The organism is Burkholderia sp. R-40 (genome assembly GCF_049942845.1).
Lineage (GTDB): Bacteria > Pseudomonadota > Gammaproteobacteria > Burkholderiales > Burkholderiaceae > Burkholderia > Burkholderia ambifaria.
Genome location: NZ_CP187967.1, coordinates 3,468,328 through 3,481,797 on the forward strand (window position 1 = coordinate 3,468,328; position 13,470 = coordinate 3,481,797).

Consider the following 13,470-nt stretch of genomic DNA (forward strand, 5'->3'; position numbering starts at 1 on the left):
GCAGCGCGAGGCGTGCGGGGCGAGGTGCGAATGCGACGCGAGTTAGTCGAAGCGGCCGGTGCGCGCCATCTCCATCAGGCGCGCGATGCGCTCCTCAGTCGCCGGGTGCGTGGAGAACAGGTTCTGCAGGCCGCCGCCGTGCAGCGGGTTCATGATCATCATCTGCGCGGTGGCCGGATGCGCTTCGGCCGCCTGGAACGGGATGCCCGCCGCATAGCGATGGATCTTGTCGAGCGCGGTGGCGAGCGACTGCGGATCGCCGGAGATCTGCGCGCCGCCGCGATCGGCCTCGAATTCGCGCGCCCGCGAGATCGCCATCTGGATCAGCGCGCCGGCGATCGGCGCGAGCAGCGCGACCGCAATCCCCGCGATCGGGTTGGCCGGACGGCCGTTTTCGTCGCGGCCGCCGAAGAACATCGCGAAGTTGGCCAGCGCCGAAATCGCGCCTGCCATCGTCGCGGTGATCGTCGAGATCAGGATGTCGCGGTGCTTCACGTGCGCGAGCTCGTGCGCCATCACGCCGCGCATCTCGCGCTCGGACAGCACGCGCAGGATGCCCGTGGTCGCGGCGACCGCCGCGTGCTCCGGGTTGCGGCCCGTGGCGAACGCGTTCGGCGCATCCTCGTTGATCAGGTAGACGCGCGGCATCGGCAGGTTCGCGCGCGTGGCGAGCTCGCGCACCATCCGGTAGAACTGCGGCGCCGTGTTCTCGTCGACTTCCTGCGCGTTGTACATGCGCAGCACCATCTTGTCGGAGAACCAGTACGAGAAGAAATTCATGGCGAGCGCGAACAGCAGCGCGATCGTCATGCCGCGGGTGCCGCCGATCATGCCGCCGATCACGATGAACAGGGCCGTGATCCCGGCCATCAGCATCGCCGTTTTGACCCAATTGAACATACCCACTCCTTATCCGTCAGGGGACCCGTCGCGCATCAAAGGGCGCGGCGGAAAATTGTAAGCGATTTGTTAGATAAGGTCTTGCGCGAAAAATTCAATCTCAGCGTTGCGATGTTGCAAGACGAAGGCCCAGGCCGACGAAAGCGCTGCCGACCGTACGGTCGAGCCACTTCTTCACGCCCGGCTTGCCGGAAACGCGCTGCGTGACGCTGCCCGCGACCCACGCGACGAGGCTGGTCCACACCGTGCTCATCGCGACGAATACCGCGCCGAGGGTCAGGAACGCCCAAGCCTTGTGCGGACTGTCGGCCGACACGAACTGCGGGAAGAACGACACGAAGAACAGCACGACCTTCGGATTCAGCACGTTGGTCCAGAAGCCCTGCATGAAGAGCTGGCGCAGCGGCTTTGCGGCCGTGCCCTGCGCGGCTGCGGCGCCCGACGGCTCGGCGGCCTGCCGCGCGACGATCATCCGCACGCCGAGGTAGATCAGGTAGGCGGCGCCGACCAGCTTGATCACCGTGAACGCGGTGGCCGATGCCGCCAGCAACGCGGTCAGGCCGAATGCGCATGCGAGCGCGTGAACACAGCAGCCGGCCGAAATGCCGAACGCCGACATCAGCCCCGCGCTGCGCCCCTGGGCGACGCTGCGGCCGACGATGTAGGCCGTGTCGGGGCCGGGCGTGATGTTCAGCAGGAACACCGCGAACACGAAGAAGCCGAAATGGGTGATGCCAAACATGAAGACCTCGAAACCGAACTGCGCAGGGAAATTCTACGCGCGCCTGCCGCGCCGTGCGACTCGGCCATTCGGCCGATTGCGCGCGGCCGGCAGGTCGGGTCGAATGACGCTCAGGCCCCGTCGGGCAACGCGAAACGCTGGCCTGCGGCGAGCGGCGAGCCGGCCAGGAATTCACGCGCGGGCAACCGCTTGCCGCCCGGCTTCTGCAGTTGCGTGACGCGTAGCGCGCCGCTGCCGCACGCGACGATCACGCCTTCCGGCGCTGCGTCGACGATCGTGCCGGGCGCCGCGTCGCCGCGCGCCGCCACGGGCTCGGCCGCCCACAGCTTGATGGCCGCGCCGTCGAGCGTCGCGACGCCGCCCGGGAACGGGTCGAACGCGCGCACCTGGCGCGCGAGCACGTCGGCCGGCTGGCGCCAGTCGAGCGCCGCCTCGTGCTTGCCGATCTTTTCCGCATAGGTCACGCCGTCGGCCGGCTGCGGGGTGGCGGGCAATGCGCCGTCGCGCTCGAGCCGCACCAGCGCATCGACGATCAGCCGCGCGCCGTCGGCGGCCAGCCGGTCGTGCAGGGTGGCGGTCGTATCGTCGGGCGCGATCGCGACGCGCGCTTCGTCGATCATCGCGCCGGTGTCGAGGCCGACGTCCATCTGCATCAGCGTGACGCCCGTCTCGGCGTCACCGGCCTCGATCGCGCGGTGGATCGGCGCGGCGCCGCGCCAGCGCGGCAGCAGCGACGCATGGATGTTGATGCAGCCGGCGCGCGGAATGTCGAGCACCTCCTGCGGCAGCAGCAGGCCGTATGCGGCGACCACCATCACGTCGTGGGGGGTCGTGCGCAGCAGCTCGATCGCGTCGGCTGCCTCCGCCGGGTACTTGCCCGCGCGGCGCAGCGACGGCGGCTGCGCGACGGGCATCCCGTGCTCGACGGCATAGCGCTTCACGGCGCTCGCCTGCAGTTTCATCCCGCGTCCGGCAGGGCGATCGGGCTGGGTGAGCACGAGCGGCACCGGAAAACCGGCCTCGTGGATCGCGGCGAGTGCGGCCGCGGCGAATTCCGGCGTGCCGGCAAAAATCACGCGCAACGTATGGGTCATGAAAGCGTTCGGGAGCGGGCTTGGCGAATACGCGTCACATCGCGCGTTCGAGTTTCTTCATCTTCGTCTTGATGCGCGTCTGCTTCAGCGGCGACAGGTATTCGACGAACACGCGCCCCATCAGGTGATCCATCTCGTGCTGCACGCACACGGCCAGCAGGCCCTCGCAGTCGAGCTCGAAGGCCTCGCCCTGCTCGTTGAGCGCCCGCACGCGCACGTGGTCCGGGCGCTCGACCTCGTCGTAGATCCCGGGTACCGACAGGCAACCCTCCTCGTAGATCTGCTTCTGGTCGCTCGACCAGATGATCTCGGGATTGATGAACGCGCGCAGCTCGTTCTTCTCCTCGGAGATGTCGATCACGATCACGCGCTCGTGCACGTCGACCTGCGTCGCCGCGAGGCCGATGCCCGGCGCTGCGTACATGGTTTCGGCCATGTCGGCGACGAGCTTGCGGATCCGGTCGTCGACCTTGTCGACGGGCTTGGCGACCTTGTGCAGCCGCTTGTCGGGGTAATGAAGAATGTTCAGCAATGCCATGGTGTTCGGTATTCGGTGGAGCGGCGGGCCGCATCGGCCATCCGGCCGGCTGGCGCCACTGCCGGGATGCAATGAAGATGAGGCGGACGCGCGGCATATCAATGCCGCAGGTCATGCCTCCTGCAAATGGCCGGACGCCGGTGGCGCGCGGCCCTGTCGAGTATTTCGGATGATGAAAATTTTATCATGGCGCCACGCTGTCCGCTGGCCGTCGCATTCGAGGGGAACCTCATGTCGCCGCAAGCGCTGACCCCTTCCGCGCTGCGCGCGTGGCTGCAGCTCGCGCATGCGCCGGGCCTCCCGCCTGCCGTGCTGCACGCGCTGCTCGACGCATTCGGCGCGCCGGCGGCGCTGCTGCGCGCATCCGACGAGGCCATCTGCGCGGCGAGCAGCGCGGCCGCCGCGCGGGCGGTGCGCGCCAGCGAGCGGCACGACCTCGACGCGCGCACCGACGCCGCGCTCGCGTGGCTCGATGCACCGGGCAACGCGATCGTCACGCTCAACGATCCCGTCTATCCGCCGCGGCTGCGCGACCTGCACGATCCGCCGCCGCTGCTATATGTAAAGGGCCGGCTCGACCTGCTGCACGCACGGGGGCTCGCCGTCGTCGGCAGCCGCCACGCGACGCCGCAAGGGCTCGCCGACGCAACGCGCTTCGCGCATGCGCTGTCCGAGGCGGGGCTCGCGATCGTCTCGGGCCTCGCGCTCGGCATCGACGGCGCCGCGCATCGCGGCGGCCTCGCCGGCCGCGCCAGCACGATCGCGGTGATCGCGACGGGCGCCGACCTCGTCTATCCGGCGCGGCACCGCACGCTCGCACACGAGATCGCCGCGCGTGGCGCGATCCTGTCCGAATGGCCGCTCGGCACGCCCGCGCGAGCGTCGCATTTCCCGCAGCGCAATCGGCTGATCGCCGCACTCGCGCTGGGCGCGCTCGTGGTCGAAGCCGCGCCGCGCTCCGGCTCACTGATCACCGCGCGGCTCGCGAACGAGCTAGGCCGCGACGTATTCGCGATGCCGGGCTCGATCCACGCGCCGCTCGCGCAGGGCTGCCACGCGCTGATCCGCGAAGGCGCGAAGCTCACCGCTGCGCCGCTCGACGTGCTCGAGGAATACGGGCTGGGCGAAGCGACTGCTCACATCGCGCAGCATTCGCGATTGAGCCCCGATAACGTCGAAACAGCGGGCACGGCAGGGCAACGCACGGACGAGTCTGCCGCGAAGGCCGGCTCCGCCGTTGCGGCCGCCGCGTCCGCCGCAAGCGAAGGCGCGCCACCCGATAGCCCCGCCGAACGATCCGTGCTGGCCGCACTGGGATACGGCCCCGTGACCTACGAGTGGCTCGCCGAGCACAGCGGCCTGTCCGACGACGTGCTGCACAGCGCGTTGCTCGCGCTCGAACTGGCTGGCCGCGTCGCCAGCGTGCCCGGCGGACGCTTCGCGCGGCTTGACGCGGCGCCCACCCCGCCCCGGTCCGGCGTGCTACATTCCCCCGAATAGGGGCGGCCATGCCGTCGACGTTACCCAAGGAATTCCATGCCCGCGCTGAATCTCGACACCGATGCCGATCGGATCGCCGAGCGCCTCGCCGATCCCGACACGCTGCTGGTCGCCTGCCTGTGCGCCGAATGGTGCGGCACCTGCCGCGACTACCGGACGGCCTTCGACCAGCTCGCCGACGCCCATCCCGACGCCTGCTTCGCGTGGATCGACATCGAAACCCATGCCGACCGGCTCGACGATCTCGACGTGGAGAATTTCCCGACGATCCTGATCGAGGATGCGAACACCGCGCGCTTCTTCGGCACGGTGCTGCCGCACGCGGCGATCGTCGAACGGATGCTGTCCGACCTGAGCGCGGTACCCGGCGCGCCGCACGCACCGAAATTGCGCAATATCCTGAACGTCGAGGCGTAAACCGCGCCCCGGCCAGGCGGCTTCGCGCGACGTTGCGCGTGCCGCCGGGCCGGGCGCTTGCCGCCATTGCGGGCCCCCTCTATGATGAGCCGCTTTTTACACGCCGCGCCGCCGTCGTCGCCGCGTGTGCTATAAAGCCGTCGTAAAAGGGACCCACGCCGGCGAACCCGGTCTACCAACACACACCTGTCATGTCCAAAGCTCTGATCATTGCGGAAAAGCCTTCTGTCGCGAACGACATCGCGCGCGCTTTGGGCGGCTTTACCAAGCATGACGAATACTTCGAAAGCGACGAATTCGTCCTTTCGTCCGCGGTCGGCCACCTGCTGGAAATCGCCGCCCCGGAAGAGTACGAGGTCAAGCGCGGCAAATGGAGCTTCGCTCATCTGCCCGTCATCCCCCCGCATTTCGACCTCAACCCGATCGCAAAAAGCGAATCGCGCCTGAAGGTCCTTACCAAGCTGATGAAGCGCAAGGACGTCGATCGCCTGATCAACGCATGTGACGCGGGGCGCGAGGGCGAACTGATTTTCCGCCTGATCGTGCAGCACGCGAAGGCGAAGCAGCCGGTCCAGCGCCTGTGGCTGCAGTCGATGACGCCGCAGGCGATTCGCGACGGTTTCGCGCACCTGCGCAGCGACACCGACATGCAGCCGCTCGCCGACGCCGCCCGCTGCCGCTCGGAAGCCGACTGGCTCGTCGGGATCAACGGCACCCGTGCGATGACGGCGTTCAACAGCAAGGGCGGCGGCTTCTTCCTGACGACCGTTGGCCGCGTTCAGACGCCAACGCTGTCGATCGTCGTCGAACGTGAAGAGAAAATCCGCCGCTTCGTCCCGCGCGACTACTGGGAAGTGAAGGCCGCGTTCGCCTGCGCGAACGGCTTCTACGAAGGCAAGTGGTACGACCCGAAATTCAAGCGGGACGAGTTCGATCCGGAAAGGCGCGACTCGCGCCTGTGGAGCCTGCCGGCCGCCGAAACCATCGTCGCCGCATGCCGCGACCAGGTCGGCACGGTCTCCGAGGAATCGAAGCCGTCGACCCAGCTGTCGCCGCTGCTGTTCGACCTGACGAGCCTGCAGCGCGAGGCGAACAGCCGCTTCGGCTTCTCCGCGAAGAACACGCTCGGCCTCGCGCAGGCGCTGTATGAAAAGCACAAGGTGCTGACGTACCCGCGTACCGACGCGCGCGCGCTGCCGGAAGACTACATTTCGACGGTGCAGTCCACGCTCGAGATGCTCAAGGAGAGCCACAACTACCTGCCGCATGCGAAGCGGGTGCTCGACCAGGGCTGGGTGAAGCCGAACAAGCGGATCTTCGACAATTCGAAGATCAGCGACCACTTCGCCATCATCCCGACGCTGCAGGCGCCGAAGTCGCTGTCCGAGCCGGAGCAGAAGCTGTACGACATGGTCGTGAAGCGCTTCCTCGCGGTGTTCTTCCCGGCGGCCGAATTCCGTGTCACGACGCGGATCACCGAAGTCGCCGGCCATCACTTCAAGACCGAAGGCAAGGTGCTCGTCGAGCCGGGCTGGCTGCAGGTGTACGGCCGCGACGCCGAAGGCGCGGACGCGAACCTCGTGCCGGTGCAGAAGGACGAGAAGGTGAAGACGGACGAGATCGCCGCCGTCGCGCTCGTGACCAAGCCGCCCGCACGCTACTCGGAAGCGACGCTGCTGTCCGCGATGGAAGGCGCGGGCAAGCTCGTCGAGGACGACGAGCTGCGCGAGGCGATGGCCGCGAAGGGCCTCGGCACGCCGGCCACGCGCGCGGCGATCATCGAAGGCCTGCTGGGCGAGAAGTATCTCGTCCGTGAAGGCCGCGAGTTGATCCCGACCGCGAAGGCATTCCAGCTGATGACGCTGCTGCGCGGGCTCGGCGTGAAGGAACTGACCGCGCCCGAGCTCACCGGCGAATGGGAATACAAGCTGTCGCAGATGGAGCGCGGCAACCTCGGGCGCGACGCGTTCATGCAGGAAATCGCCCGCATGACGCAGCAGATCGTCAAGCGCGCAAAGGAATACGATTCCGACACGATCCCCGGCGATTACGCGACGCTCCAGACGCCGTGCCCGAACTGCGGCGGCCAGGTGAAGGAAAACTACCGCCGCTTCGCGTGCACGAAGTGCGAGTTCTCGATCTCGAAGATTCCGGGCAGCCGGCAGTTCGAGATCGCGGAAGTCGAGGAACTGCTGCAGCAGAAGACCATCGGTCCGCTGTCCGGTTTCCGCAGCAAGATGGGCCGTCCGTTCTCGGCGATCCTGAAGCTCTCGTTCGACGACGAAACGAAGAACTACAAGCTCGAGTTCGACTTCGGCCAGGACCAGGGCGGCGAGGAAGGCGAGGCGCCCGACTTCTCCGAGCAGGAACCGGTCGGCGCGTGCCCGAAATGCAACGGCCGCGTGTTCGAGCACGGGATGAGCTATGTGTGCGAGCACTCGGTCGCGAATCCGAAGACCTGCGACTTCCGTTCGGGCAAGGTGATCCTGCAGCAGGAAATCACGCGCGATCAGATGGCCAAGCTGCTCGCCGACGGCCGTACGGATCTGATGCCGAACTTCAAGTCGTCGCGCACGGGCCGCAACTTCAAGGCGTTCCTCGTGAAGCAGCCGGACGGCAAGATCGGTTTCGAGTTCGAAAAGAAGGAGCCGAAGGCGGCTGCCGCGAAGAAGACGGCAAAATCGGCGACGAAGGATGCCGAAACCGTGACGGAAGGCGCCGACGAGAAACCGGCACCGGCCCGCAAGACCGCCGCCCGCAAGACGACGGCGCGCAAGACGGGCTCGTAACGACCCGGCCGCCGGGGCTCTCCCCCGGCCCATTGCACGCCAGTCAAACGGCGATAAAAAACGCGGATCGATCGCTCGATCCGCGTTTTTTCTTTTGGCGCCGGCCGCGTCGGTGCGCGGCCGCCGCGCCGTTACAGCGGCGACGGCACCGCGACGCGCGGGCGCGCCGAGCGCGCGACGCGCGGCTGCAGGTTCGGGTCGGTAGATTCGGGCTGCTCGGCACGCATCTCGACGCCGATCGGCGCTGGCATCGCACTCTGGGCGGCCCACTGTTCGCCAATGACCGCGTCGGTCGCGTGGCTGAAATATTCGACGAGGTGGTCGATGAACGTGCGCACCTTCGCGGGCAGATGGCGCCGGCTCGGGTATGCAATGTTGATCTCGACCTGCGGCAGCCGGAAATCCGGCAGCAACCGCACCAGCGCGCCGCGCGCGATGTCGCCGCCGATCAGGTAGCTCGGCAGGATCGCGACACCCATCCCCAGCAGCGCGAACTGGCGCAGCATCGCCGTGTTGTTCGCGACGATCACGTTGGTCGGGCGCACGCGCACTTCGCCATCGGGCCCCGTGAACACACGCTCGTCGCCCCAGTATTCGGTCGGCAGGCTCAGCGCCGGGTGCTCGGCGAGTTGTTCCGGATGAGTCGGCACGCCATGCTTTTCCAGATAGCTCGGCGTCGCGCACACGGTCATGCAGCCCGTGGTCAGGCGCCGCGTGACGATGCTCGCGCTGCGCATCTGGCGCGTGACGACGATGCCGACGTCGAAACCTTCCTCGACGAGATCGACCTGGCGGTCGACCAGCGTCAGATCCGGCACGACTTTCGGGAAATTTTCCGTGTACGACTGGAGGACGGGGGCAAGGTTATGCAGGCCGAACACGACCGGCGCGACGATGCGCAACGTGCCGACCGGCTCGTGATTGCGCGCGACGACCATCTGTTCGACATCCTCGAGCTCATCGAGAATCTGGCGCGCCCGCTCCAGATAGACCTGGCCCGACTCCGTCAGCGAAAGGCTGCGGGTGGTGCGGTTCAGCAACCGTGTGCCGAGGCGGCCCTCCAGATCGGCGACGTGACGCGTCGCGACCGCGTTGGAGATATCCATAGCACTCGCGGCCCGCGCGAAACTGCCGAGATCCGCAACCTTGACGAACACGCGCATCGACTGCAAATGATCCATAAACGACTCCTGCCGCTGTTACAACTTCAAAAAGTTGAAGCCTATGCGTAATTCTCCTACGACAACGGAAATGATGCAGAGTTGCTCAACAAGGTGGCCGTTGACGATAAAAATAGTCAAAAATCCTCACTCCTCGCGAACGGATGATCCAATTATTCTGATCGAAGCAACAATTTGGTGAACCTCGTCGGGTAAACGGTCGAATCAGAAAGGACGTATTTGGTGCGACACAACAGCGCACCCCTGCTCGTGGCACGGCAGCGGCGCCGCATCAGGCCGGCGCGATTGCGGCGGAGCGTAACAACCTGTTAAAAAGACACCACGACGGACACCGACGTAGCATCATGTCGGCCCCGGCCGGGCGGGACGGGTGCGCAACATGCGCCGCCGCCACCGCCGCCGCTTCCAACGCGCGACTCCCGCTGATCATGAAAATTGCCATCCTCGACGACTACCAGGACGCCGTCCGCAAGCTGAACTGCTTCGAGATGCTCGCCGAGCACGACGTGAAGGTCTTCAACAACACGGTGCGCGGCCTGGGGCAGCTCGCGAGCCGTCTCGCGGAAGTCGAGGCGCTCGTGCTGATTCGCGAGCGCACGCCGATTTCGTCGCAACTGCTCGCCAAGCTGCCGAACCTGCGCATGATCAGCCAGACCGGCCGTATCTCGACCCACATCGACCTCGAAGCGTGTACCGACCGCGGCATCGCGGTGCTCGAAGGCACGGGTTCGCCGGTCGCGCCGGCCGAACTGACCTGGGCACTCGTGATGGCCGCCCAGCGCCGCATTCCGCAATACGTCGCAAACCTGAAGCAGGGTGCGTGGCAGCAGTCGGGCCTGAAGACGTCGGCCATGCCGCCGAACTTCGGCCTGGGCCAGGTGCTGCGCGGCCAGACGCTCGGCATCTGGGGCTACGGCAAGATCGGCCGGCTGGTCGCCGGCTATGGCAAGGCGTTCGGGATGAACGTGCTGATCTGGGGCCGCGAGCATTCACTCGAGGCCGCGCGCGCCGACGGCTACACGGCCGCCGAGAGCCGCGAAGCGCTGTTCGAGCAGAGCGACGTGCTGTCGCTGCACTTGCGCATGCACGACGACACGCGCGGGATCGTCAAGCAGGAAGACCTGATGCGGATGAAGCCGACGTCGCTGCTCGTCAACACGAGCCGCGCGGAGTTGCTCGAGGAAAACGCGCTGGTGAACGCGCTGTCGCACAACCGTCCGGGGATGGTCGCGATCGACGTGTTCGAAAGCGAGCCGATCCTGCAAGGCTACAGCCTGCTGCGGATGGAAAACGTAATCTGCACGCCGCACATCGGCTACGTCGAACGCGAAAGCTACGAGCTCTATTTCAGCGCGGCGTTCCGGAACATCCTCGCGTTCGACCAGGGCGACATGTCGAGCGTGGTCAACCCGGAAGCGCTGACGCCGCGCCGCGTGCGCTGACCGGCGCGGGCCGCGCCCGCCGCGCGGCCCCTTTCTCCCTTCCCGCCTTCAGGCGGCCACGCGGCCGCCTGTCATCGCGTCGACGCGCGTGAGGAAATGCTCGCCGTCGCGCCGCCCGAGATCGTACGCATGCCGCATCTGCGACGGACTCGTGTAATCCCAGCTCGAAATCGGCACCTTGCTCGACGGTTGTACATAGAGCCGCCGCTGCTCGCCGTGCGCAACCGTAAACATCTGCGGGCGCGGATACAGCCGCGTGACGAGCACCAGCACGTCGCCCGGCGACGGGTCGAGCGCGCCGACCGGCACGTTGTCGACCATGCCGCCGTCGAGCACCGGCCGGCCGCCGCGACGCAGCACCGGCGTGAACGGCGGCGTGCACGACGACTGCAGGATCAGGTCGGCGAGTTCGTCGACGCTCGTGCAGGCCTGCGCGCGCACGAACTCGGGCCGGAAGCCGAGCGTGCGCCCGAGCGTCGGGTGCAGCGTCTTGCGCACGTACTTTTCGATGTTGTATGCGACGAGGCCCGCGGCGACCGCGCTGCGCGCGCCGAGCCAGCGCGGCACGTGCGACACGCCGATGCGGATTTCCGGTGCGTCGGCGAGTTGTGCGAACGGCTCGCCGTAGATGTCGAGCAGCGCCTGGCGGTAGATCCGGTAATGCGGAAACACGGGCTCGCGCCCGAACAGGTTGCCCCAGTACGCATTCTTGCGGTTGTGGCGCAGCGCTTCCTCGTAATAGCGCATCACCCACGCGGCGTCGCGCGTATACAGCATGCAGGCGGTCGCCGCGCCGGCCGAGATGCCGGCGATCACGCGCGGGCGCAAGCCGACCGCCGGCTGCGCGACATCCCAGAAGCCGGCCTGCCACCAGCAGCGATTGCCACCTCCCGCGAAGACGATCTGGTCGAACATCGCGCCGCTCAGCTGACGAGCGCGTAGGTCGACGTCGCGTGAACGGCCATCTTGCCGTCCTCGTCGAACAGTTCGACTTCGCCGAATACCAGGTTGCGGCCCATCCGCAGCACGCGCGCGGTGACGAGCACGTCGCCCTTGCGCACCGGACGCATGAAGTTCGTGTTCAGCGATACGGTCGTCATCGGCCGGAATTCGCCGAGCGAGACCGAGATCGCGACCACCATCGCGGTGTCGGCGGCGGCCGTGAACACCTGGCCGCAGATGATGCCGCCCGAATGACGGAATTCGCCGGAAAACGGCAGACGCATCGTCACGCTGTCGTCGCCGATCGATACGGGGACCAGACCGAGCGAGCGGACCCACGGGGCCAGCAGGCGATCCAGCAATTCGCGGACTGCGTTTTCGTCCATCTTCGAATGTCCAGAAAACGTTGCGCGACCGCCGCGCAACAGGTGTGGACGTCATCATACCGGGAGCGCGCCAACTGCGATCGCTCGCCGCCGCACGGACGGCCGCGGTCGAGGTGACGAAATATTTTCAGGAAATTTGCAGAAAGGTGTTGCCAAGACTGAAATACCCGTGCATAATCTTTCTTCTGTTGGGGGCGTTAGCTCAGTTGGTAGAGCAGCGGACTCTTAATCCGTAGGTCGAGTGTTCGAGTCACTCACGCCCCACCAGGAATTCCGAAGCCCGGTTAGCGAAAGCTAACCGGGCTTTTTCCATTTCCGGCGCCGCCCGGCTCTCCCGCATCACGGCATGCGCATACATACATGCCCCGCTCCCGCGCTTTCCCGCTAGAATCGTCCGACAAATATCACACAACCGGCCGGCGATCGCCGTATCGCCGCCGGCACTGAGAGAGCATGGGACGTCGAACATGGAATCATGTGAGCGAGACGCGACCATTCAGAGGCCATGGTCACGCCGATATCGGTGCGCACGTCGAGTCGCACCCTCCACCCGATCGCATCCGGATGCATCACACGACGCACGAAGCGAAGCCGGTCATGCTGCGTAAGGACGCACTCGTCGCGTTCGCGCTCGGCATTGCGCTGCTCGTGGCCGCGGCCGCGCTCGCCGTCACCGCGGGCGGCGCGGCCGGCCATCTGGTCCGCGCGCCGGGCACGGTCGTGCGCATCGTGCAGGACAGCGACGCGATGCGTGCATATCGCCCGATCGTCGCCTATCTCGCGAACGACGGCCGGCGCCGCGAAGTCGCCGGCAATACCGCGTCGATGGTACCGGCTTACGACATCGGCGAAAGCGTCGACGTCCTGGTCGACCCCGACCATCCGAACCGTCCCGCGCTGATCGACGATTTCGCGCAACGCTGGTTTCCCGTCGCGGTGCCCGCCCTGCTCGCGCTCGCGTCGCTTGCGATCGGCAGCCTGCTGTACGTGAACGAGCGCCGCAGCCGGCAAGCCGACGCGTTTTCCGCACCGGCCGACCGCAAGGCGATCCGGCGCCGCTGGAACATCGCGATCGTGCTGATCCCGATCGCGATCGGCACCGGTTTCCTGGCCGGCGCCGGCGCTGTCGGGCTGCGCCAGTGGCAGATCGACCGCCATTACGCGCGCTCGACCGGCCATGTCGTCGAGATCGCCGAAACGGCCCACTCGCCTCCCGCCCGCACGTCGCTCTACTCGGTGCGCGTCGCGTTCACGACCGACAGCGGCCGCCAGGTCACGTTCGCGCAAGGCTCGGCGTCATCGAATCCCGGGCTGTACGAAGGCGAGATCGTCGACGTGCTGTACGACCCCGTCACGCCCGAGCGCGCGGTCGTCGACCGGTTCTGGGATCGGTGGGCGCTCACGGCGATCCTGTTCGCGATCGGCGCGCCGTTCCTGGCGGCAGGGTTGTTCATTGCCGGCACCCTGTGGCCCGACCATCGGCCGCACGAAATCCCCGAATGACCCACAACGAACCGGGCCCGCGACACCGCGGCCCCC

Annotated in this window: 12 protein-coding genes and 1 tRNA gene; 6 read left to right on the forward strand and 7 right to left on the reverse strand. The window is 67.0% G+C overall.

Features of this window, described 5'->3' with window-relative positions; genetic code table 11:
- Positions 1 to 42: 42 nt before the first annotated feature.
- From htpX to def, 4 genes are all read right to left on the reverse strand, one after another.
- The gene (htpX, locus tag ACP26O_RS16040; protein WP_006750073.1) at positions 43 to 900 is read right to left on the reverse strand and encodes a zinc metalloprotease HtpX; all 858 of its coding nucleotides are present in this window, start codon (positions 898 to 900) and stop codon (positions 43 to 45) included.
- A gap of 100 nt (positions 901 to 1,000) precedes the next feature.
- On the reverse strand, positions 1,001 to 1,642 hold the full coding sequence (locus tag ACP26O_RS16045) for a LysE family translocator (RefSeq protein ID WP_175665892.1): 642 nt from the start codon (positions 1,640 to 1,642) through the stop codon (positions 1,001 to 1,003).
- A 110-nt stretch (positions 1,643 to 1,752) separates the two neighbouring features.
- On the reverse strand, positions 1,753 to 2,736 hold the full coding sequence (gene fmt / locus ACP26O_RS16050) for a methionyl-tRNA formyltransferase (RefSeq protein WP_175701394.1): 984 nt from the start codon (positions 2,734 to 2,736) through the stop codon (positions 1,753 to 1,755).
- A gap of 34 nt (positions 2,737 to 2,770) precedes the next feature.
- On the reverse strand, positions 2,771 to 3,274 hold the full coding sequence (gene def / locus ACP26O_RS16055) for a peptide deformylase (RefSeq protein ID WP_175665890.1): 504 nt from the start codon (positions 3,272 to 3,274) through the stop codon (positions 2,771 to 2,773).
- 186 nt (positions 3,275 to 3,460) lie between these two features.
- Between def and dprA the strand changes: the two genes are divergently transcribed.
- The 3 genes from dprA to ACP26O_RS16070 all read left to right on the forward strand — a co-directional run bounded on the left by dprA (position 3,461) and on the right by ACP26O_RS16070 (position 7,980).
- Positions 3,461 to 4,774, forward strand: coding sequence for a DNA-processing protein DprA (gene dprA / locus ACP26O_RS16060; protein WP_175665889.1), 1,314 nt, complete (start codon positions 3,461 to 3,463; stop codon positions 4,772 to 4,774).
- Positions 4,775 to 4,810: 36 nt separating this feature from the next.
- The gene (locus ACP26O_RS16065; protein WP_006750078.1) at positions 4,811 to 5,191 is read left to right on the forward strand and encodes a thioredoxin family protein; all 381 of its coding nucleotides are present in this window, start codon (positions 4,811 to 4,813) and stop codon (positions 5,189 to 5,191) included.
- A 191-nt stretch (positions 5,192 to 5,382) separates the two neighbouring features.
- The gene (locus ACP26O_RS16070; RefSeq protein ID WP_011658238.1) at positions 5,383 to 7,980 is read left to right on the forward strand and encodes a DNA topoisomerase III; all 2,598 of its coding nucleotides are present in this window, start codon (positions 5,383 to 5,385) and stop codon (positions 7,978 to 7,980) included.
- 131 nt (positions 7,981 to 8,111) lie between these two features.
- On the opposite strand, the gene ACP26O_RS16075 is transcribed toward ACP26O_RS16070, so the two are convergent.
- Complete coding sequence (locus ACP26O_RS16075; protein ID WP_011658239.1) at positions 8,112 to 9,161, reverse strand: LysR family transcriptional regulator; 1,050 nt, start codon at positions 9,159 to 9,161, stop codon at positions 8,112 to 8,114.
- 428 nt (positions 9,162 to 9,589) lie between these two features.
- On the opposite strand from ACP26O_RS16075, the gene ACP26O_RS16080 reads away from it, so the two are divergent.
- A complete protein-coding gene (locus ACP26O_RS16080) occupies positions 9,590 to 10,603 on the forward strand; it encodes a D-2-hydroxyacid dehydrogenase family protein (RefSeq protein WP_011658240.1) in 1,014 nt (337 codons plus the stop codon).
- Positions 10,604 to 10,651: 48 nt separating this feature from the next.
- On the opposite strand, the gene ACP26O_RS16085 is transcribed toward ACP26O_RS16080, so the two are convergent.
- Both ACP26O_RS16085 and ACP26O_RS16090 read right to left on the reverse strand, forming a co-directional pair.
- Positions 10,652 to 11,518 (reverse strand): patatin-like phospholipase family protein, encoded by an 867-nt coding sequence (locus ACP26O_RS16085; protein WP_175665888.1) that lies wholly within the window; start codon positions 11,516 to 11,518, stop codon positions 10,652 to 10,654.
- 8 nt (positions 11,519 to 11,526) lie between these two features.
- Positions 11,527 to 11,931 carry a PaaI family thioesterase gene (locus ACP26O_RS16090; protein ID WP_011658242.1) on the reverse strand — a complete coding sequence of 135 codons (405 nt, stop codon included), beginning with the start codon at positions 11,929 to 11,931 and terminating at the stop codon, positions 11,527 to 11,529.
- Between the two features lie 191 nt (positions 11,932 to 12,122).
- On the opposite strand from ACP26O_RS16090, the gene ACP26O_RS16095 reads away from it, so the two are divergent.
- Together ACP26O_RS16095 and ACP26O_RS16100 are read left to right on the forward strand one after the other, a co-directional pair.
- Positions 12,123 to 12,198, forward strand: a tRNA-Lys gene (locus ACP26O_RS16095).
- Between the two features lie 186 nt (positions 12,199 to 12,384).
- A complete protein-coding gene (locus ACP26O_RS16100) occupies positions 12,385 to 13,434 on the forward strand; it encodes a DUF3592 domain-containing protein (RefSeq protein WP_175665887.1) in 1,050 nt (349 codons plus the stop codon).
- The last annotated feature ends 36 nt before the right edge of the window (positions 13,435 to 13,470 follow it).